This is a genomic window from Streptomyces sp. NPDC090045, from assembly GCF_044747975.1.
Classification (GTDB): Bacteria; Actinomycetota; Actinomycetes; order Streptomycetales; family Streptomycetaceae; genus Streptomyces.
Genome location: NZ_JBIVFA010000020.1, coordinates 26,524 through 46,343 on the forward strand (window position 1 = coordinate 26,524; position 19,820 = coordinate 46,343).

Consider the following 19,820-nt stretch of genomic DNA (forward strand, 5'->3'; position numbering starts at 1 on the left):
ATGGAAGCCTTCACCACCCACACCGGCCGGGCCGTCCCGCTGCGCCGCAGCAACGTCGACACCGACCAGATCATCCCGGCCCACTGGCTGAAGAAGATCACCCGTGACGGGTTCGAGGACGGGCTCTTCGAGGCCTGGCGCAAGGACCCGGAGTTCGTCACGAACCGCCCGGAGCGCGCAGGCGCGACCGTGCTGGTCGCCGGCCCCGACTTCGGTACGGGTTCCTCGCGCGAGCACGCCGTCTGGGCCCTGCAGAACTTCGGCTTCAAGACGGTCATCTCCTCCCGCTTCGCCGACATCTTCCGCGGGAACTCGCTGAAGAACGGTCTGCTGACGGTCGTGCTCCCGCAGGAGACCGTCGAGCAGCTGTGGAAGCTGACCGAGGCCGACCCCACCGCCGAGATCACGGTCGACCTGGTCGACCGCCAGGTGCGAGCGGAAGGCGTCGTCGCGGAGTTCGAACTCGACGACAACGCCCGCTGGCGTCTGCTGGAGGGCCTGGACGACATCTCGCTCACCCTTCAGAACGAAGCGGACATCGCTTCGTACGAAAGCGCCCGCCCGGCCTTCAAGCCGCGCACGATTCAGGCCTGATTCCTGCCTGATCAGCGCTTATTCACCCCCGGGTGATCACATCGACAACACTGTGCCCCCCGCCCTCCGGCGGGGGGCACAGCCGTTTGTTGAGGCCCCGTGAGGCGACAACTCGCCCCAGATGGCACAATCTGTGCATGGAACGCGACAGTCAACTCGAGCTCTACGAACTCGTCGCGGACCGGCTGAAAGAAGCACACACACGGGTGCGCTCACTGCAAGTCCCGGAGGGCGTAAGGATGGCGCTGTCCCGGAAGCTGTTGGTCGTCACGGCCGCGGCGAAGCATGATCTCGCCGATGCGGCAAGGCGCCTGGACAGGTTGATGAAGGACCTCGACGAGGGTCGATTCCCTGAAGGCGACTGATGCGAAGGAACTCCGTAACGGCCTCCAGCGTTGCGGCACTAGGGTGATTAGCCCGTTTCGTGTTTGATTTGCGGTATATATCCGCCTAACGTGCGAAATAAGCTTGAACACATTCGTTCTGGCGAAGTCTCCGAAGGGGAAGACGTGAACAAGGCGCAGCTCGTAGAAGCGATTGCCGACAAGCTGGGCGGCCGCCAGCAGGCCGCGGATGCTGTCGACGCGGTACTGGACGCGATCGTCCGCGCTACCGTCGCGGGCGACCGGGTCTCGGTCACGGGCTTCGGCTCGTTCGAGAAGGTCGACCGTCCGGCCCGTTACGCCCGCAACCCGCAGACGGGAGAGCGCGTCCGGGTCAAGAAGACCTCGGTGCCCCGATTCCGCGCCGGCCAGGGCTTCAAGGACCTGGTCAGCGGCACCAAGAAGCTGCCCAAGGGCGGCGAGGTGTCGGTGAAGAAGGCGCCCAAGGGCAGCCTCACCGGTGGCGCCTCGGCGACGGTCAAGAAGGCCGTCGCGAAGAAGGCCACCACCGCCAAGAAGGCCGCGGCGAAGACCGCGGTCGCAAAGAAGGTCGTGGCCAAGAAGACCACCGCGACCGCCAAGAAGGCCGCGGTGAAGAGCACGGCCACGGCGAAGAAGGCCACGGCCACCGCCAAGAAGGCGACCGCCACCGCCAAGAAGGCCACGGCCGCGGCGAAGAAGACCACCGCCGCCGCGAAGAAGACCGCCCCGGCGGCCAAGAAGGTCACCGCCGCGACGAAGGCGCCCGCCAAGAAGACGGCGACGCGCAAGGCCACCGCGAAGAAGACCACGGCCCGCAAGAAGTAGGGGTCCAGGTCACACACGACGGGCCGGCTTCCCCCTGCTGGGGAAGCCGGCCCGCGGTGCGTTCAGTCGCAGGTCAGAAGGCCAGAGGGGCAGAAGGAGTGGCAGGGGGATCAGAAGGTCTGCAGCGTCACCAGGGTGATCCGCAGGCCGGCGCCCTCGCCGTCCGTCTCGATCCGGACCCGCTGCCCGGGCCGCAGCAGCCGCAGGCCGCCCGCGTCGAAGGCCGGGGCCTCGAAGGGCACCGGGGTGCCGTCGTCCAGCAGCACACTGCCGCTGCGGGTCTCGGAGTCGTACGTGTACGCGGTCGCCTGCATACCGGCACTGTATCGGGCCGTGTGACGCCCCACACCGAGGGCGAGCGCCGTCCGCAGATCCGCCGCGGTGTCCACGTCCCGGCGCACGCTGTCGACGCCCGCCAGCGCGATTTCCACCGCCCCCGAGGCCGAATGCCTGGCCCGTGACGGCCCGCCGAAGGAGGGGGCCAATTCCACGTCCGGCGCAGCGGAAAGCAAGGTCGTCCCGATTCCGGCCGCATCCGCCAGAAATGCCCGTGGAAATGCCGAGGCGTTTTCGAGCACGCGTAGCAATTCGGGGGGCCGCAGTGCCGGAAGGTCGGCGTTCATCGCGGCCACCGCGGCACCGGGCCGCCCCGACCGCACCGCCCGCGCCCCGTGGGCCAGCGCGGCGTTGAGTCCGGCCGCCGGGGCGTCCGGCACGATCCGCGCGCCCAGCCGGGACAGTTCCGCACCGGCCGTCGCGTCGTCCGTGACGACCACCACATCCGCGACCGCCGCGCAGGCCAGGGCCCCTGCGACGGTGTCCTGGGCGAAGGCCAGCGCCAGCCCCGGACGGGAGGCGCCCACGGCCGCCGCGAGGCGGCTCTTGGCCACCACCAGAGGCTTCAGCGGGACCACCAGACTCCAGACGGCGTTCGTGACGGACCCCTTCCCTCCGGTGCGCTCCGGCCCATCCCCGGACCATGGTCGGGTCATGGCCGGGTCATGTGTCGGCTCATTGTCGCCTCCGCCCGGGCGACCCGGGAGCCCGGTGGCGTGAGCGGGGCGTACGGTGTTCTCGACAGAGACCGGGCCCGGGGCGACACTTGTCCGGCCGACGAGGTGCCCACGCTCCCCAGCCACCGCTGGGAGGTCCCCCGCCCACCGGTCCAGAGGAAAGGTGTCCGAGTGTCCCGCCGCAGAATCGGCTTCTGGTACCGCCTGGCGGCGGTCATCGCAAAACCGCCGCTGGTAGTGCTCTTCAAGCGGGACTGGCGGGGAATCGAGCACATTCCGGCCGAGGGCGGATTTATCACCGCCGTCAATCACAACTCGTATCTGGACCCGCTCTCCTACGCGCACTTCCAGTACAACACCGGCCGCGTCCCCCGATTGCTCGCGAAGGCCGCCCTCTTCAAGGTCCCCATTGTCGGGTCGATCCTGCGCGGATCCGGCCAGATCCCCGTCTACCGGGAGAGCACCAACGCCCTGGACGCATTCCGGGCCGCGGTGGACGCGATCGAGCGCGGCGAATGCGTGGCCTTTTACCCGGAAGGCACCCTCACCCGGGACCCCGACATGTGGCCCATGGCCGGCAAGACCGGCGCCGCCCGTGTCGCGCTGATCACCAGGGCGCCCGTCATTCCGGTGGCCCAGTGGGGTGCGAACCTCGCGATGCCGCCGTACGCCAAGGAGAACAAGGTCCGGCTCTTCCCGCGCAAGACCCTCCAGGTGCTCGCCGGACCGCCGGTGGACCTCTCCGCCTTCTACGACCGGGAGCCCACTCCCGACGTGCTCAAGGAGGCCACCGAGGTCATCATGGCCGCCATCACCGGGCTGCTGGAGGAGGTGCGGGGAGAGACCGCGCCCGAGCAGCCGTACGACCATCGCAACGCCAGGGCGGAACAGCGGCGCAAGGCCGCAGGGGAGGGCAAGAAGTGACACGTCCCGTGAAGGCGACCGTCTTCGGAACAGGCTCCTGGGGCACGGCCTTCGCCATCGTGCTCGCCGACGCCGGCTGTGAGGTGACCCTCTGGGGCCGCCGCCAGGAGGTGGTCGACGCCATCAACACCGGCCGGACCAACCCGGACTACTTCCCCGACGTCGAACTCCCCGCGAACCTCCGGGCCACCACCGACCCGGCCGAGGCCGCGGCCGGCGCCGACTTCACCGTCCTCGCCATCCCCTCCCAGACCCTGCGCGACAACCTCGCCGCCTGGGCCCCGCTGCTGGCCCCCGACACGGTGCTCGTCTCCCTCATGAAGGGCATCGAACTCGGCACCGCCAAGCGGATGAGCGAGGTCATCGAGGAGGTGGCCAAGGTCCCCGCCGAGCGCATCGCCGTGGTCACCGGCCCCAACCTGGCCGCCGAGATCGCCGCCCGCCAGCCCGCCGCCTCCGTCGTCGCCTGCGTGGACGAGACCGTGGCGCAGCGCCTCCAGGCCGCCTGCCACACCGCGTACTTCCGCCCGTACACGAGCACCGACGTCACCGGCTGCGAGCTCGGCGGCGCCGTCAAGAACGTCATCGGCCTCGCCGTCGGCATCGCGGACGGCATGGGCCTGGGCGACAACACCAAGGGCTCGCTCATCACCCGCGGACTCGCCGAAGCCACCCGGCTGGGCGTGGCGATGGGCGCCGACCCGCTCACCTTCTCCGGCCTCGCGGGCCTCGGCGACCTGGTCGCCACCTGCTCCTCGCCGCTCTCCCGGAACCACACCTTCGGCACCAACCTCGGCCGCGGGATGACCCTGGAGGAGACCATCGCGGTCACCAAGCAGACCGCCGAGGGAGTCAAGTCCTGCCAGTCGGTGGCCGATCTGGCCCGCCGGCACGGGGTCGACATGCCCATCACGGACACCGTGGTGGACATCGTCCACCACGGCAAGCCGACCCTGGTCGCGCTGAAGGAACTGATGGGCCGCAGCGCCAAACCGGAACGTCGCTGACTCCATTCCGGACGCATGAGCGGGTACTCTCGTGGCGATATGAGCAGCGAGAACCTCCCCCAGACCCCTGAGCAGCAGGGCCGCAAGCCCCGCGTGGCCGTCGTGTTCGGCGGCCGCAGCTCGGAACACGCCATCTCGGTCGTCACGGCGGGCGCCGTGCTGCGCTCCATCGACCGGTCCAAGTACGAGGTGCTGCCCATCGGCATCACCACGGACGGCCGATGGGCGCTGACCGCCGACGAGCCCGAGCGGATGGCCATCGCCGACCGCCGGCTCCCGAGCGTCGAGGAGCTCGCCGAGTCCGAGGACGGCGCGGTCGTGCTCTCGGTCGACCCCGCGAGCCGCCAGGTCGTCTACACCGAGCCGGGCGCCGTTCCGAAGGCCCTCGGCGAGGTCGACGTCGTCTTCCCCGTCCTGCACGGCCCGTACGGCGAGGACGGCACCCTCCAGGGCCTCCTGGAGCTGTCCGGCGTCCCGTACGTCGGTTCCGGCGTCCTCGCCTCGGCCGTCGGCCAGGACAAGGACTACATGAAGCGGGTGTTCACCTCCTTCGGGCTGCGCGTCGGCCCGTACGTGACCATCCGCCCGCGCGAGTGGGAAGCCGACCGGGACGCCGCCAGGGCGAAGATCCTCGACTTCGCCGACGAGCACGGCTGGCCGCTGTTCATCAAGCCCGCCCGGGCCGGCTCCTCCATCGGCATCACCAAGGTCGACGACGTCTCCGGCCTGGACGCCGCGGTCAAGGAGGCCCGGCGCCACGACCCGAAGATCATCGTGGAGGCGCTGCTGCGCGGCCGCGAGATCGAGTGCGGGGTCCTGGAGTTCGAGGACGGGCCGCGCGCCAGCGTGCCCGCCGAGATCCCGCCGGTCTCCAGCCACGAGTTCTACGACTTCGAGGCGAAGTACATCGACTCCGCCTCCGGGATCGTGCCCGCCCCGCTCACCCCGGAGCAGACCGCCGAGGTGCAGCGGCTCGCGATCGAGGCCTTCGAGGCCGCGTCCTGCGAGGGCCTGGTGCGCGCCGACTTCTTCCTCACCGAGGACGGCACCTTCGTCATCAACGAGATCAACACGATGCCGGGCTTCACGCCGATCTCCATGTACCCGCTGATGTGGCAGAAGACGGGCGTCGCGTACCCGGAGCTGGTGGACCGCCTGATCCAGGCCGCCCTGAGCCGCTCCACCGGACTGCGCTAGACCGGACCGCGACAGAGCAGCGACCGCCCGCCGGGATGCCCGGCGGGCGGTCGCTGTGAGTCGGAGCGGTCCTCCCGCCGGGGGCGGGGGAGGGTCAGTACGAGGAGAAGCCCACGGGCACCGTCTTGGCGATGGCCGTGGACAGCCCGACCAGCATCCCCGCGTCCGTGGCATGCTCCTTGTCGACCAGGACCTCCGTGTACGCCTTCCGCATCCCGGAGACGAAACGGAACCCCCCGTCGGGGCGCTTGTCCAGCAGCCAGGCGACGTCGTTGACGTGGACGCCCTCCTGCTTCTCATCCAGCATCTCGGGGGGCTTGGGGACACCGCACCGCAGTACGATCGCCGAGCCGCCCCACGCGGCCGTCAGAGCGGACTCCGGTTCGGCCCGGGTCCGCTCCAGGCCGGCCACCGTCTCCGGAAGCTCCTCGTGCAGTGCTGCACAGAGCTCACCGATGGCGGCGGGCGGCGTGGGCGGCGGATCCACCCGGGCCTCGGAATCGCCCGGTGAGCACGCCGCGAGGCCCAGCAGGGCCACCGCGGCGGGCAGGGCCAGGACACGGAGGGGCCGGCGGTGAGAGGTCATCACCGGCCAAGAGTAGACGGGGGCTACAGATGGACCACCGGGCAGGTCAAGGTGCGGGTGATCCCCTCCACCTGCTGGACCTTGGCCACGACCATGCGGCCGAGATCGTCCACGGTGTCGGCCTGGGCGCGCACGATCACGTCGTACGGGCCCGTCACGTCCTCGGCCTGGATCACCCCCGGGATCTGGCCGATGGACTCGGCGACGAACGACGCCTTGCCCACCTCGGTCTGGATAAGGATGTACGCCTGTACCACGGAACCTCCAGGGCGGCCACGAGGATCATTTCCCCTAACCTTCGGGTGGGCCCCACACGAACGACGGGGCCGGGGGAAGAAGGGACGCCACGGTACCGCGTCGCCGTGCGCCGCGGGGAGACCTGCGGGCCCGGCGCCACGCACAGCGGGGCGTACGGAGAGCAGAAGTTGACGTATCTGTTGACGGTACCCAGAGCTGTGACGGCTCGCGACCGCAAGCGGACTGGGCAAGAAGGGGCACAGCGATGAAGGGCACTGTGGGCGAGCTGGGGGAGTTCGGGCTGATCAGGGAGCTCACCTCACGGCTCACCACCACCCCGGCGGTCCGGCTCGGACCGGGTGACGACGCCGCGGTGGTGTCGGCCCCCGACCGGAGGGTCGTGGCGAGCACCGACATCCTGCTCGAAGGCCGGCACTTCCGGCGCGACTGGTCCACGGCCTACGACGTCGGCCGCAAGGCCGCCGCGCAGAACCTCGCCGACATCGCCGCCATGGGCGCGGTGCCGACCGCGCTGCTGCTCGGCCTCGTCGTGCCCGCCGAACTCCCGGTCACCTGGCCCACCGAGCTGATGGACGGCATCCGCGACGAGTGCCAGGTCGCCGGCGCGGCCGTGGTCGGCGGGGACGTGGTCCGCGGCGACGTCATCACCGTCGCCATCACCGCCCTCGGCGACCTGCGCAACCACGAGCCCGTGCTGCGCTCCGGAGCCCAGCCCGGCGACGTCGTCGCCGTCACCGGCTGGCTGGGCTGGTCCGCCGCCGGGTTCGCCGTGCTCTCGCGCGGCTTCCGCTCCCCGCGGGCGTTCGTGGAGGCGCACCGGCGCCCCGAGCCGCCGTACCACGCGGGCCCCGCGGCCGCCGGACTCGGCGCCACCGCCATGACCGACGTCAGCGACGGCCTGATCGCCGACCTCGGGCACATCGCCGAGGCCAGCAAGGTCCGGATCGACCTGCACTCGGGGGCCGTCGACATCCCGACCCAGATGCACGACATCGGGCAGGCCGTCGGCGTGGACCCGCTGCAGTGGGTGCTCACCGGGGGAGAGGACCACGCGATCGTGGCGACCTTCCCGCCCGACGTGAAGCTCCCCGCCCGCTGGAAGGTCATCGGCGAGGTGCTGAACCGCTCCGCGCTGCCGCAGGTGACCGTGGACGGGGCGCCCTGGACCAGCACCGGCGGCTGGGACCACTTCGGGGCCGACCCGGCCGCCCAGGACGGCCCGCTGTGAGCACCGCCCCGCCGCTGTGCCTGACCGTCGCCGGATCCGACTCCGGCGGCGGCGCGGGCATCCAGGCCGACCTCAAGACGATGCTCGCCCTCGGCGTGCACGGCATGAGCGTCGTGACCGCCGTGACCGCACAGAACTCACTCGGGGTACGGGGAGCCTGGGAGCTGCCCGCCGAGGCCGTCACGGCCCAGTACCGGGCCGTCGTGGACGACATCGGCGTCCGGGCCGTGAAGACCGGGATGCTCTCCTCCGCCGTGCTGGTGGAGACGGTGGCGGCGCTGCTCGCCGACACCCCCGCCCCGGCCGTCGTGGACCCGGTGGGCGTCTCCAAGCACGGGGACGCGCTGCTCGCCGCCTCCGCGCTGGACGCCGTACGCAAGGAGCTGCTGCCGCGGGCCACCGTGGCCACGCCCAACCTGGACGAGGTGGCGCAGCTCACCGGCGTGCTGGTGGAGACCGAGGACGACATGCGGCGGGCCGCCGACGCGATCCTCGGCTTCGGCCCGCGGTGGGCGCTGATCAAGGGCGGACACCTCGCGGCCCACGGCGACGAGGCGGTGGACCTGCTCACCGACGGGACCGAGGAGCGGTGGCTGCGCGCCCCCCGTCACGACAACCGGCACACCCACGGCACGGGCTGCACCCTCGCCAGCGCGATCGCGGCGGGCCTGGCCAAGGGCCTGGCCGTCCCGGAGGCCGTCACGGCCGCCAAGGAGTACGTCACGGGCGCCATCGCCGCCGGCTTCCCGCTCGGCGGGGGCATCGGCCCGGTGGATCACGCCTGGCAGTGGCGCTGAACCCCGCCGGACAAGGCAAAAGGCCGGTTCACCAGAGGTGAACCGGCCTTTTTGGCAACCGGAAAGGGCTGCGCTACGACGGGAGGCGTCAGCGCGAGACCTTGCCGGCCTTGATGCACGAGGTGCAGGCGTTGAGGCGCTTCGGCGTCCCATTGACCACGGCACGGACGCGCTGGATGTTCGGGTTCCAGCGACGCGAGGTGCGGCGGTGCGAGTGGGAGATGTTGTTGCCGAAGCTCGGCCCCTTGGCGCAAACGTCGCAGTTGGCAGCCACAGGTCACTCCAAGACTTCAGATGCAATTACAGTGAAACCGGCGCACCGGATTCAGAGGTCTGAAGTGGTTTGCCGGGGGAATGGCCCGACTCTCATCGGGCAACCGGAGCAGCATACAACGACTGCGTCCGTCCAAGAAAACTACCATGACCGCCGCCGCCCCCGCCCCGCGGTCCCGACGCCCGGGCAGACCTTGGCTACCCTGCGGTGAACCCTGGCCCGCACAAGGAGGAACGCACGGTGCCGCACGAGCCGCAGCCGCAGTCCCCTGACGAGCTCGACGCCGAAGCGGTGCGCACCTGGAGCTCGCTGGCCTTGGCCGCACTGGGCCGGGCCCGCGAGGACATCGACGCGATCAACGTCTACCCGGTCGCCGATGCGGACACCGGCACCAACCTCTACCTCACCGCCGAATCGGCCGACCGCGCGCTGGACGACGCCTTCGCGCAGGTGACCGAGGGCACAGCGGCCGCCTCCCTGGCCCACGCCGTACGGGCCTGGGCGCACGGCGCTCTCGTCGGGGCCCGGGGGAACTCCGGGACGATCCTGGCGCAGCTGCTGCGCGGTGTGGCCGACGTACTCGGCGAACCCGGGGCGACCGGAACCGGGGCGGCCGGGACGGGGCCGGGCGGGCCCGGGGAGCGCAGCTCCGGTGCGCTGCTGGCACAGGCGCTCACCCGCGCCGCTGAGGAGGCGTACGCGGCCGTCTCGCACCCGGTCGAGGGCACCATGCTCACCGTCGCCGGCGCCGCGGCACGGGCCGGCGAGGCCGCCGGAGCCGCCGCCGGGACCGCCGCGGACGTGGCCCGCGCCGCCTACGACGGGGCCCGCGCCGCCCTGGCCGAGACCCCCGGGCAGCTCGCCGCACTCGGCCGGGCCGGGGTGGTCGACGCCGGGGGGTGCGGGCTGGTCGCCGTACTCGGTGCCCTGTGGCAGGCGCTGTCCGGCCAGGAACCGGCCGCCGAACCCGTGCGCGGCCGCGCGGTGCCCGTGCCGCAGACCTCGGACCCCTGTGAGCAGGAGGAGGACGGGCCCGCGTACGAGGTGATCTACCTGCTGGAAGCCTCCGACGCGGCGGTCGGGGAACTGCGCGAACGGCTCGACGGGCTCGGCGACTCCCTGGTCGTGGTCGGCGGCGACGGACTGTGGAACGTCCACGTGCACGTCGACGACCCCGGCGCGGCCGTGGAGGCCGGGGTCGTCGCCGGGCGGCCGTACCGGATACGGATCACCCACTTCGGGGACGAGCGGCGCCGGGGCCGGGGCGAGCGCGCCCAGCGGGCCGTGGTCGCCGTGGTCCCCGGCGAGGGACTGGCCGGGCTGTGCGGGGAGGCGGGAGCCACCGCCGTGCTCGTGCGCTCCGGAGAGGTCCCCGCCGTCCCCGAACTGCTCGACGCCATCCGCCGTGCCCACGCCCGCGAGGTGGTCCTGCTGCCGGGCGGCGCCGAGCTGCGCGCCGCCGCGGCCGCGGCGGCGGAACAGGCCCGCGCCGAAGGAGTACGGGTGGCCGTGATCCCCACCCGCTCCGCGGTCCAGGGGCTGGCCGCCCTCGCCGTGCACGACCCCGACGGCAGCTTCGACGAGGACGTGGTCGCGATGACCGCGGCGGCCGGCGCCACCCGGTACGGGGAACTGGCCGTCGCCGAACGGCAGTCCTTCACCTCCGCCGGCATCTGCCAGGCCGGCGACGTGCTCGGCCTCATCGACGGCGACGTCGCCGTGATCGGCTCGGGCCTGGCCGAGACCGCCGAGGCGGTCCTGGAACGGATGCTCGGCTCGGGCGGCGAACTCGTCACCCTGGTCCTCGGCCCCGAGGTGCCGGACGCGGTCGCCGAGCGCCTGGAGGCGTACGTCCAGCACGGCCACCTCGCCGTGGACACCGTCACCTACCGGGGCGGCCGGTACTCGGCGCCGCTCCTCATCGGGGTGGAATAGCGGGCTTGTCAGCGCCATGGTGTGCAATGGAACACGTGCCCGCGCTCGACGAAGACCTCAAGAAGACGCTCGGACCCGCCACCGCCAAGGTGCTGGCCGAGCAGCTCGGCCTGCACACGGCCCTGGACCTGCTCCACCACTACCCGCGGCGGTACGCCGAGCGCGGTGAGCTGACCTCGCTGGCCGAGCTCGCCGACCAGATCGACGAGCACGTGACCGTCGTCGCGCAGGTCGCCGACGCCCGGATCCTGACCTTCAACGGGGGCCGGGGCAAGCGCCTGGAGGTGACCATCACCGACGGCAGCGGCCGCCTCCAGCTGGTCTTCTTCGGCGCCGGAGTCCACAAGCCGCACAAGGACCTGCTGCCGGGGACCCGCGCCATGTTCGCGGGCAAGGTCGGCATGTTCAACCGCAAGCTCCAGCTCTCCCACCCCGCGTACGAGCCCCTCGGCGCGGACGCCTCGGACCGGGACGCCGCGACCGCCTTCGCCAACCAGCTCATCCCGATCTACCCCGCCTGCGCGAAGATGGAGTCCTGGAAGATCGCCAAGTGCGTGGACGCGGTGCTGCCCAGCGCCCAGGAGGCCGTGGACCCGCTGCCGCCCGCCCTGCGCGAGGGCCGCGGGCTGGTCCCGCTCACCGAGGCCCTGCTGAAGATCCACCGACCGGGCACCAAGGCCGACATCGAGGACGCCCGCCAGCGCCTGAAGTGGGACGAGGCCTTCGTCCTCCAGGTCGCCCTGGCCCGCCGCCGCCACACCGACTCCCAGCTCCCGGCCGTCCCGCGCCGCCCCACCCCCGGCGGCCTCCTCGACTCCTTCGACGCGAAGCTCCCCTTCACCCTCACCGACGGCCAGGTGGGCGTCTCGAAGGAGATCTTCGACGACCTGGCCACCAGCCACCCCATGCACCGCCTCCTCCAAGGCGAGGTCGGCTCGGGCAAGGCCCAGCCCCTCGACTCGCTGGTGCTGACACCCACGGGTTTCCGGCCCATGGGAGACATCCAGGTCGGGGACGAGGTGGTGGTGCCGTCCGGCGAGATCGCACGTGTGGGGGGCGTCTTCCCGCAAGGAGAACGCGATGTGTGGCGGGTCGTCCTCTCGGACGGGAGCGCTGTCGAGTGCGACGACGAGCACCTGTGGATCGTCGGCACGAGCTGTGGATGGCACCGCGGCCAAGAGCCCAAGGTGATGACCACAAGGGAGATCCGCTCGGACCTGTACAAGGCCAATGGATCTTCCAAGTGGTACCTGCCGGTGGCCGTCCCTGTGGACCTCGGGAACGGTGACCGCCAACCACTCGATCCCTACCTGATGGGCGTACTCATCGGTGACGGCTCCTTCCGACACAACCTGAGACTGTCCACCACGGACGACGAGATCCTGGCCGCGGTCGAGGCGGCGGTCACCCCGCACTGCGAGCTGGCCGCTGTGCCCGGATCCGCCTGCGACCACACGATCCGGATGAGCGGGCCGCAGGGCGGCACCCGGCGGAATCCCGTCATCCAGGCGGTGCGAGACCTGGGGCTGTGGGGTGCGACCTCGCATGACAAGTTCGTTCCGGACGTCTACAAGAATGCACCGCTCAAGGACCGCTTGGCGGTCCTTCAAGGGCTCATGGACACGGACGGGACGCTTCAGGCGAACGGAATGAGCATTTCCTTCTGCTCCGCCTCGCTCCGGTTGGCGCAGGACGTGGCCTGGCTCGTGCGCTCTCTCGGCGGACGTGCTCGTGTGCTGCCCAAGAGGGCGGCCTTCAACGTGTCCGTCGCACTGCCCGAGGAGTTCGAGCCGTTCCGGCTGCCCCGCAAGGCGGCACGCATGCGGCCGAGGCCGAAGTACAACACCTTCCGGCGCGGTATCCGGGCCGTGGAGCACGTGGGCCCCAAGCCGGTCCAGTGCATCAGCGTCGAGCATCCGAGCCACGCCTATGTGACCGACAACTTCACCGTGACGCACAACACGATGGTGGCCCTGCGGGCGATGCTCGCCGTCGTGGATTCCGGCGGGCAGGCGGCCATGCTCGCGCCCACCGAGGTGCTCGCGCAGCAGCATCACCGTTCCATCGCCGAGATGATGGGCGAACTGGCCGAGGGAGGCATGCTCGGCGGCTCCGACCAGGGCACCAAGGTGGTGCTCCTCACCGGGTCGATGGGGATGCCCGCGCGCCGGCAGGCCCTGCTCGACCTGGTCACCGGCGAGGCCGGGATCGTGATCGGCACGCACGCGCTGATCGAGGACAAGGTGCAGTTCCACGACCTCGGGCTGGTGGTCGTGGACGAACAGCACCGCTTCGGCGTCGAGCAGCGCGACGCCCTCAGGTCCAAGGGGAAGCAGCCCCCGCACCTGCTGGTGATGACCGCCACCCCGATCCCGCGCACGGTCGCCATGACCGTCTTCGGCGACCTGGAGACCTCCGTCCTCGACCAGCTGCCCGCCGGGCGCTCGCCGATCGCCACCCACGTGGTGCCCGCCAAGGACAAGCCGCACTTCCTCGCCCGGGCCTGGGAGCGGGTCCGCGAGGAAGTGGAGAACGGCCACCAGGCGTACGTGGTGTGCCCGCGCATCGGCGACGGCGAGGACGAGCCCAAGAAGAAGAAGGCGGCCGAGGAGGACGGGGACAAGCGGCCCCCGCTGGCGGTGCTGGAGATCGCCGAGCAGCTGACGCGCGGCCCGCTCGCCGGGCTGTCCGTGGAGGTGCTCCACGGCCGGATGGACCCGGCCGACAAGGACGACGTCATGCGGCGCTTCGCCGCGGGCGAGGTCAAGGTGCTCGTCGCCACCACCGTCATCGAGGTCGGTGTGAACGTCCCGAACTCCACCGTCATGGTGATCATGGACGCGGACCGGTTCGGCGTCTCCCAGTTGCACCAGCTGCGCGGCCGCGTCGGCCGCGGCTCCGCGCCCGGCCTGTGCCTGCTGGTCAGCGAGATGCACGAGGCGAGCCCCGCCAGGGCCCGGCTGGCCGCCGTGGCCGCCACCCTCGACGGCTTCGAGCTCTCCCGGATCGACCTGGAGCAGCGCCGCGAGGGCGACGTGCTGGGGCAGGCCCAGTCGGGCGTGCGCTCCTCGCTGCGCATGCTCGCCGTCATCGAGGACGAGGAGGTCATCACCCAGGCCCGGGCGGAGGCCACCCGCGTCGTCGCCGAGGACCCCGAGCTGGAGCGGCTGCCGGGCCTGCGGACCGCGCTGGACGCCCTGCTCGACACCGAGCGCGAGCAGTACCTGGAGAAGGGCTGAGCGGCACGACCTATCGTTGGAGTGCCGCGGCAGCCCCGCGGCGCCCCCCTACCGCCGTACCGAAGGACCCCAGATGACCCGCGTGATCGCCGGCAGCGCCGGCGGGCGACGGCTGGCCGTGCCCCCCGGCACCGGCACCCGGCCGACCTCGGACCGGATGCGCGAAGGCCTGTTCTCCACCTGGGAGTCGCTGCACGGCGTCGAAGGGGCCCGGGTGCTCGACCTGTACGGCGGCTCCGGCGCCGTCGGCCTGGAGGCCCTCTCCCGCGGCGCGGCACACACCCTGCTCGTGGAGGCGGACGCCAAGGCCGCCAAGGCGATCCGGGACAACATCAGGACGCTGGGCCTGCCGGGCGCGGAGTTCAGGGCGGGCAAGGCCGAGCAGATCGTGGCGGCCCGGGCCGGCGGGGACCCGTACGACATCGTCTTCCTGGACCCGCCGTACGCCGTGGACAGCGACGATCTCCGGGAGATCCTCCTCACACTCCGGTCCAATGGCTGGCTCACGGGCGATGCGCTCGCCACCGTGGAGCGCAGCACCAGGAGCGGCGCCTTCCCGTGGCCCGAGGGCTTCGAGCCGCTCCGGTCGCGCAAGTACGGCGAGGGCACCCTGTGGTACGGCCGCGTCGCCGCCTTCACCAGCGAAGACTCATGAACGAGGGAGTTCAGTTGCGCCGCGCCGTCTGTCCGGGGTCCTTCGATCCCATCCACAACGGACACCTCGACATCATCGGACGCGCCTCCAGGCTCTACGACGTCGTGCACGTCGCCGTGGGGATCAACGAGTCGAAGCAGGGCCTGTTCACCGTCGAGGAGCGGATCGAGCTGATCCGCGAGGCGACCGCCGGCTACGGCAACATCGAGGTCGAGTCCTTCCGCGGCCTGCTCGTCGACTTCTGCAAGCAGCGGGACATCCCGGCCATCGTCAAGGGCCTGCGCGCGGTCAGCGACTTCGACTACGAGCTCCAGATGGCCCAGATGAACATGGGACTGGCGGGCGTCGACACGCTGTTCGTCCCGACCATCCCCACCTACAGCTTCCTGTCCTCCTCGCTGGTCAAGGAGGTCGCGGCCTGGGGCGGCGACGTCGCCCACCTGCTGCCGGCGCACGTCCACGCGGCGCTCGTGGAGCGGCTGCGCGACCGCTGAGTACCTGACGGGCCGTCAGGCAGTGTCGGGGGTCGGCCCGGTGGCCTTACAGTCGTCCCGTCCGTCTCAGGAACCGCCTGAGGCCGAGAGAGTGCGAGCCCCCATGGACGTGCAGAAGAAGCTCGACGAGATCGTCGCGGCCGTCGGCGGCGCCCGGTCCATGCCCATGTCGGCCTCCTGCGTGATCAACCGCGCCGAGCTGCTCGCCCAGCTCGAAGAGGTGCGCCAGGCGCTCCCCGGCTCGCTCGCGCAGGCTCAGGAGCTCATCGGCGGCCGGGAGCAGATGGTCGAGGAGGCCCGCCGGGAGGCGGAGCGGATCATCGACGCCGCCCACAACCAGCGCGGTTCGCTGATCTCCGACACCGAGATCGCGCGGCGTTCCCAGGCGGAGGCGGACCGGATCCTCGAAGAGGCCCGCCGGGAGGCCGCGGAGATCCGGGCCGAGGCCGACGACTACGTCGACAGCAAGCTCGCCAACTTCGAGGTCGTGCTGAGCAAGACCATCGGTTCGGTGGACCGGGGCCGGGAGAAGCTCCTGGGCCGCGGACCCGGCCTGGACGAGAACGGCTACCCGGACATGGACGCGCCCGAGCGCAGCCACGACCCGGAGACGCAGCGGCAGCAGGCGGACGCGTACGTGGACACCAAGCTGGCGACCTTCGAGGCGGTGCTCTCCAAGACCCTGGAGGCCGTGGGCCGCGGCCGCCAGAAGCTGCTGGGCCGGGTCCCGTCGGACGACCTGGGCGTGCACATGGCCGCCCAGGACGCGGCGGGGGGCCAGCAGTCCCGCTCCTCGAGCGACGCGGACTTCCTGGCGGGCCTGGCGGAACCGGAGCCCCTCCACGTGCAGGCGCCGATCCCGGCGCAGGCGGAGCCGGTGTACGACTCGTACTCCTACCAGCAGCCCGCCGCGCAGCAGCAGGACGCGTACGGCTACCAGGATCCGTACGGCGGCTACCAGCAGCAGCCGGACCCGTACTCGTCCTACCAGCAGCAGCAGCCCGACCCCTACGCCGCGTACCAGCAGCAGCCGCAGGACGGGCAGCCCTCGCTCGACGAGACCAGCCTCTTCGACACGAGCATGATCAACCTGGACCAGCTGCGCCAGTACGAACAGGGGCGCTAGGGCCGGATTGGGCGCTGGGCGCCGCTCCGGGTATCCTGGCTGTTCGGTCGCGCGTATGCACCGCGATCCATGCTGCCCTAGTGCGGCGGAATCTTTGATCTTCAGCGATCTGTGAAAGCAGGAACGGCCCTGAATACCCGCCTCGACCACCGCAACCCCCTCGTGTTCGACACGCACGAGCTGGGCCGGCGTCCTGGTGCCATGCAGCGGCTGTCCCGTGAGATCGCGGCACCGGCGGACTTCGGTCTCGTCGGCGTCATCGGAGTGCCGGAAGGCGCCCCGGTGAAGCTCAGCCTCCGCCTGGAGTCGGTCATGGAAGGGGTGCTTGTCACAGGCACCGCCCGTGCGTCGGCCGTGGGGGAGTGCGTAAGGTGTCTGGAGTCCGTGGAGCGCGAGCTCAAGGCGGACTTCCAGGAGATGTTCTCGTACCCTGACGCCGACGACCGGAGCCGCTCCAAGGCGGAACCGGCCGACGACGCCGAGGACGACGAGGACACGCTCTTCCTCGAGGACGGTTTGTTCGACCTCGAACCCGTGCTGCGGGATGTGGTGGTGCTCGCACTGCCCATGCAGCCGGTGTGCCGGGAGGACTGTCTCGGACTGTGCCCCGATTGCGGGCTCAGCCTGAACGACGACCCGGACCACCACCATGACGCCGTCGACATCCGTTGGGCGGCATTGCAAGGACTCGTCGTGACCGATCAGGACGACGAGAAGGACAACATGAGCGGCACTGCCTCTGACGGAGTTCAGGGCGCCGCCGAGAAGCAGGAGAAGTAGCCGTGGCTGTTCCGAAGCGGAAGATGTCGCGCAGCAACACGCGCCACCGCCGGTCGCAGTGGAAGGCTGCGGTCCCCACCCTGGTTTCGTGCGAGCGTTGCCAGGAGCCGAAGCTCCAGCACATTGCGTGCCCGAGCTGCGGCACCTACAACAAGCGCCAGGTCCTCGAGGTCTGAGCGGCTGGTGAGAGGCGCAATGTCTGAGCTGTCCAACGCTGAGAAGCAGGCAGACAGTAACAACGCGGCCTCGTCCCACACGCTTCTGGAAGGGCGGCTCGGGTACCAACTCGAGTCCGCCCTTCTGGTGCGTGCACTGACCCACCGCTCGTACGCGTACGAGAACGGCGGTCTGCCCACCAACGAACGGCTGGAGTTCCTCGGGGACTCCGTGCTGGGCCTGGTGGTCACGGACACGCTGTACACGACCCACCCCGATCTCCCCGAAGGCCAGCTGGCCAAGCTTCGGGCCGCGGTGGTCAACTCGCGCGCACTGGCGGAGGTCGGGCGCGGCCTCGAACTCGGCTCCTTCATCCGGCTCGGCCGGGGCGAAGAGGGCACGGGCGGCCGGGACAAGGCCTCCATCCTCGCCGACACCCTTGAAGCGGTGATCGGCGCGGTCTACCTCGATCAGGGCCTCGACGCGGCCTCGGAGCTGGTCCACCGGCTCTTCGACCCGCTCATCGAGAAGTCCTCGAACCTCGGGGCCGGCCTGGACTGGAAGACCAGTCTCCAGGAGCTCACGGCGGCCGAAGGCCTTGGTGTACCGGAATATCTGGTCACCGAGACCGGTCCGGACCACGAGAAGACCTTCACTGCTGCCGCCCGCGTCGGTGGTGTCTCGTACGGCACCGGCACCGGCCGCAGCAAGAAGGAAGCGGAACAGCAGGCTGCGGAGTCCGCATGGCGCGGAATCCGCACTGCGGCGGACGAGCGGATCGCGGCGGCCGCCGTGGCCGCCGCCGCTCCGGCCGAGGTCCCGGCTTCGGCCGGGTCCGAGGACGGCGGGGTGCCGACTCCCGCCGAACCGGCGCCGGACGCCTGACCCTTCCTTCCGGATTTGCCCGCCCGCCCCTGCCTCGCAGGGGCGGGCGATTCCGTTTCCGGGGGGCCGGTACGCTCGCCGGGAGCGCCCAGATCCGCACCCCCGGAGGTATACCGTGCCCGAGCTGCCCGAAGTCGAAGTCGTGCGGCGGGGGCTGGAGCGCTGGGTCGCCGGGCGGACCGTCGAGGCCGTCGAGGTCCTGCACCCGCGGGCGGTACGGCGCCATCCGGGCGGCGGGGCCGACTTCGCGGCGCGGCTGCGCGGCGAGACCTTCGGAGTGCCGCAGCGGCGCGGGAAGTACCTGTGGCTGCCGCTGGAGGGACGGGACCTGTCGGTGCTCGGGCACCTCGGGATGAGCGGGCAGCTGCTGGTGCAGCCGCAGGACGCCCCGGACGAGAAGCACCTGCGGATCCGGGTGCGGTTCACCGATTCCGGCAGCGGCTCCGCCGCGGGCGCCGCCGGGACCGAGCTGCGCTTCGTGGACCAGCGGACCTTCGGCGGGCTCTCGCTGCACGACAACACGGCCGACGGGCTGCCCGACGTCATCGCGCACATCGCCAGGGACCCGCTCGACCCCCTCTTCGACGAGGGGGCGTACCACCTCGCACTGCGCGCCAAGCGGACCACCGTCAAGCGGGCGCTGCTGGACCAGTCCCTGGTCAGCGGGGTCGGCAACATCTACGCCGACGAGGCGCTGTGGCGCGCCAGGCTGCACTACGAGCGCCCCACCGCGAACCTCACGCGCCCCCGGAGCGCGGAACTCCTCGGCCATGTCCGGGACGTCATGAACGCGGCCCTCGCCGTCGGCGGCACCAGCTTCGACAGCCTGTACGTCAACGTGAACGGCGAGTCGGGGTACTTCGACCGCTCGCTCGACGCCTACGGGCGCGAGGACGAGCCCTGCCGCCGCTGCGGTACGCCGATGCGCCGGCGCCCCTGGATGAACAGGTCGAGCTACTTCTGCCCGCGCTGTCAGCGGCCGCCGCGCGTGGCGTCGTAGGACGTCCGGGCGGTGAGCACCGCCGGCATGTTGCCCTCCAGGCAGTGGATGAGCGAGAGCAGCCGGTCCGCGACCTCGATGCCGAGCGGGGTCAGCTCGTAGTCGACGCGCGGCGGATTCGTCGGCTGGGCCTCGCGGTGGACGATGCCGTCGCGCTCCAGCGCGTGCAGGGTCTGGGAGAGCATCTTCTCGCTCACGCCCTCCACCCGGCGGCGCAGTTCGTTGAAACGGCACGGGCCTTCGCGCAGGGCGCCCACGGTGAGGCTGCCCCAGCGGCCGGTGACGTGCTCCAGGGTCTCGCGGGACGGGCAGGCGCGCGCGAACACGTCGAACGGTTGCTCGGCGTCGACGTCGGCGGCTTCGGTGCGGACAGGGGTCTCCATAGGAAGAGCGTACTCCTCTGCAGCGCTAACCCGAGGGTTGCGCTTTCTAAAAGTTAGTGCTTCTCTTGGTGGCGACACAGTCCTGCTCCGCCGCACCAC

At 71.1% G+C, this 19,820-nt stretch carries 21 protein-coding genes and 1 pseudogene; 17 read left to right on the forward strand and 5 right to left on the reverse strand.

All coding sequences use genetic code 11. The features are described from left to right. The 3 genes from leuD (at nt 1) to ACIPYQ_RS36490 (ending at nt 1,784) form a co-directional block, all read left to right on the forward strand. Nucleotides 1-594 carry a 3-isopropylmalate dehydratase small subunit gene (gene leuD / locus ACIPYQ_RS36480; protein WP_319722185.1) on the forward strand — a complete coding sequence of 198 codons (594 nt, stop codon included), beginning with the start codon at nt 1-3 and terminating at the stop codon, nt 592-594. Nucleotides 595-731: 137 nt separating this feature from the next. Then, entirely contained in the window at nt 732-959 is a 228-nt protein-coding gene (locus ACIPYQ_RS36485) for a hypothetical protein (RefSeq protein ID WP_030009267.1), read from the forward strand. A 144-nt stretch (nt 960-1,103) separates the two neighbouring features. Continuing rightward, nucleotides 1,104-1,784, forward strand: coding sequence for an HU family DNA-binding protein (locus ACIPYQ_RS36490; protein ID WP_401258511.1), 681 nt, complete (start codon nt 1,104-1,106; stop codon nt 1,782-1,784). Between the two features lie 314 nt (nt 1,785-2,098). Here ACIPYQ_RS36490 and cofC read toward each other — a convergent pair. Then, nucleotides 2,099-2,776: pseudogene (gene cofC, locus ACIPYQ_RS36495) on the reverse strand (2-phospho-L-lactate guanylyltransferase); the annotation flags it as partial. 192 nt (nt 2,777-2,968) lie between these two features. On the opposite strand from cofC, the gene ACIPYQ_RS36500 reads away from it, so the two are divergent. Genes ACIPYQ_RS36500 through ACIPYQ_RS36510 form a run of 3 tightly spaced genes read left to right on the forward strand, consistent with a single transcriptional unit; the run spans nt 2,969 to nt 5,925 of the window. Next, nucleotides 2,969-3,721 (forward strand): lysophospholipid acyltransferase family protein, encoded by a 753-nt coding sequence (locus ACIPYQ_RS36500; protein WP_361768372.1) that lies wholly within the window; start codon nt 2,969-2,971, stop codon nt 3,719-3,721. Then, a complete protein-coding gene (locus ACIPYQ_RS36505; RefSeq protein ID WP_401258513.1) occupies nt 3,718-4,728 on the forward strand; it encodes an NAD(P)H-dependent glycerol-3-phosphate dehydrogenase in 1,011 nt (336 codons plus the stop codon). The genes ACIPYQ_RS36500 and ACIPYQ_RS36505 overlap by 4 nt, the downstream gene beginning before the upstream one ends. Nucleotides 4,729-4,767: 39 nt before the next feature. Then, nucleotides 4,768-5,925, forward strand: coding sequence for a D-alanine--D-alanine ligase family protein (locus ACIPYQ_RS36510; RefSeq protein ID WP_401258514.1), 1,158 nt, complete (start codon nt 4,768-4,770; stop codon nt 5,923-5,925). 94 nt (nt 5,926-6,019) lie between these two features. Here ACIPYQ_RS36510 and ACIPYQ_RS36515 read toward each other — a convergent pair whose 3' ends face one another. Then, nucleotides 6,020-6,511 (reverse strand): DUF3515 domain-containing protein, encoded by a 492-nt coding sequence (locus ACIPYQ_RS36515; RefSeq protein ID WP_361755353.1) that lies wholly within the window; start codon nt 6,509-6,511, stop codon nt 6,020-6,022. 23 nt (nt 6,512-6,534) lie between these two features. After that, nucleotides 6,535-6,768 (reverse strand): Lrp/AsnC family transcriptional regulator, encoded by a 234-nt coding sequence (locus tag ACIPYQ_RS36520; RefSeq protein ID WP_030011290.1) that lies wholly within the window; start codon nt 6,766-6,768, stop codon nt 6,535-6,537. A 245-nt stretch (nt 6,769-7,013) separates the two neighbouring features. Here ACIPYQ_RS36520 and ACIPYQ_RS36525 point away from each other — a divergent pair, with 245 nt between their 5' ends. Together ACIPYQ_RS36525 and thiD are read left to right on the forward strand one after the other, a co-directional pair. Further along, nucleotides 7,014-7,997: a thiamine-phosphate kinase gene (locus ACIPYQ_RS36525; RefSeq protein WP_361755120.1), complete on the forward strand. Its 984-nt coding sequence runs from the start codon at nt 7,014-7,016 to the stop codon at nt 7,995-7,997. Continuing rightward, entirely contained in the window at nt 7,994-8,794 is an 801-nt protein-coding gene (gene thiD / locus ACIPYQ_RS36530; RefSeq protein WP_361755123.1) for a bifunctional hydroxymethylpyrimidine kinase/phosphomethylpyrimidine kinase, read from the forward strand. The genes ACIPYQ_RS36525 and thiD overlap by 4 nt, the downstream gene beginning before the upstream one ends. A gap of 88 nt (nt 8,795-8,882) precedes the next feature. Here thiD and rpmB read toward each other — a convergent pair whose 3' ends face one another. Next, nucleotides 8,883-9,068: a 50S ribosomal protein L28 gene (gene rpmB, locus ACIPYQ_RS36535; RefSeq protein WP_007266795.1), complete on the reverse strand. Its 186-nt coding sequence runs from the start codon at nt 9,066-9,068 to the stop codon at nt 8,883-8,885. Between the two features lie 240 nt (nt 9,069-9,308). On the opposite strand from rpmB, the gene ACIPYQ_RS36540 reads away from it, so the two are divergent. The 9 genes from ACIPYQ_RS36540 to mutM all read left to right on the forward strand — a co-directional run bounded on the left by ACIPYQ_RS36540 (nt 9,309) and on the right by mutM (nt 19,338). Beyond that, nucleotides 9,309-11,003: a DAK2 domain-containing protein gene (locus ACIPYQ_RS36540; protein WP_401258516.1), complete on the forward strand. Its 1,695-nt coding sequence runs from the start codon at nt 9,309-9,311 to the stop codon at nt 11,001-11,003. A gap of 26 nt (nt 11,004-11,029) precedes the next feature. Further along, nucleotides 11,030-14,242, forward strand: coding sequence for a helicase-related protein (locus ACIPYQ_RS36545; protein ID WP_401258517.1), 3,213 nt, complete (start codon nt 11,030-11,032; stop codon nt 14,240-14,242). Nucleotides 14,243-14,315: 73 nt separating this feature from the next. Further along, nucleotides 14,316-14,897, forward strand: coding sequence for a 16S rRNA (guanine(966)-N(2))-methyltransferase RsmD (gene rsmD, locus ACIPYQ_RS36550; RefSeq protein ID WP_361755132.1), 582 nt, complete (start codon nt 14,316-14,318; stop codon nt 14,895-14,897). A gap of 14 nt (nt 14,898-14,911) precedes the next feature. Further along, nucleotides 14,912-15,391 carry a pantetheine-phosphate adenylyltransferase gene (coaD, locus tag ACIPYQ_RS36555; protein ID WP_361755356.1) on the forward strand — a complete coding sequence of 160 codons (480 nt, stop codon included), beginning with the start codon at nt 14,912-14,914 and terminating at the stop codon, nt 15,389-15,391. A gap of 103 nt (nt 15,392-15,494) precedes the next feature. Further along, nucleotides 15,495-16,517 carry a DivIVA domain-containing protein gene (locus ACIPYQ_RS36560; protein WP_401258518.1) on the forward strand — a complete coding sequence of 341 codons (1,023 nt, stop codon included), beginning with the start codon at nt 15,495-15,497 and terminating at the stop codon, nt 16,515-16,517. A 129-nt stretch (nt 16,518-16,646) separates the two neighbouring features. Then, nucleotides 16,647-17,297, forward strand: a complete 651-nt coding sequence (locus tag ACIPYQ_RS36565) for a YceD family protein (protein ID WP_030773532.1) — start codon at nt 16,647-16,649, stop codon at nt 17,295-17,297. A gap of 2 nt (nt 17,298-17,299) precedes the next feature. Beyond that, entirely contained in the window at nt 17,300-17,473 is a 174-nt protein-coding gene (gene rpmF / locus ACIPYQ_RS36570; protein WP_003965982.1) for a 50S ribosomal protein L32, read from the forward strand. Between the two features lie 19 nt (nt 17,474-17,492). Continuing rightward, the gene (gene rnc, locus ACIPYQ_RS36575) at nt 17,493-18,338 is read left to right on the forward strand and encodes a ribonuclease III (protein WP_327416644.1); all 846 of its coding nucleotides are present in this window, start codon (nt 17,493-17,495) and stop codon (nt 18,336-18,338) included. A 115-nt stretch (nt 18,339-18,453) separates the two neighbouring features. Next, nucleotides 18,454-19,338: a bifunctional DNA-formamidopyrimidine glycosylase/DNA-(apurinic or apyrimidinic site) lyase gene (gene mutM / locus ACIPYQ_RS36580; RefSeq protein WP_361755140.1), complete on the forward strand. Its 885-nt coding sequence runs from the start codon at nt 18,454-18,456 to the stop codon at nt 19,336-19,338. Here mutM and ACIPYQ_RS36585 read toward each other — a convergent pair. Then, nucleotides 19,311-19,721 carry a winged helix-turn-helix transcriptional regulator gene (locus tag ACIPYQ_RS36585; RefSeq protein ID WP_401258519.1) on the reverse strand — a complete coding sequence of 137 codons (411 nt, stop codon included), beginning with the start codon at nt 19,719-19,721 and terminating at the stop codon, nt 19,311-19,313. The genes mutM and ACIPYQ_RS36585 overlap by 28 nt on opposite strands. Between the last annotated feature and the right edge of the window lie 99 nt (nt 19,722-19,820).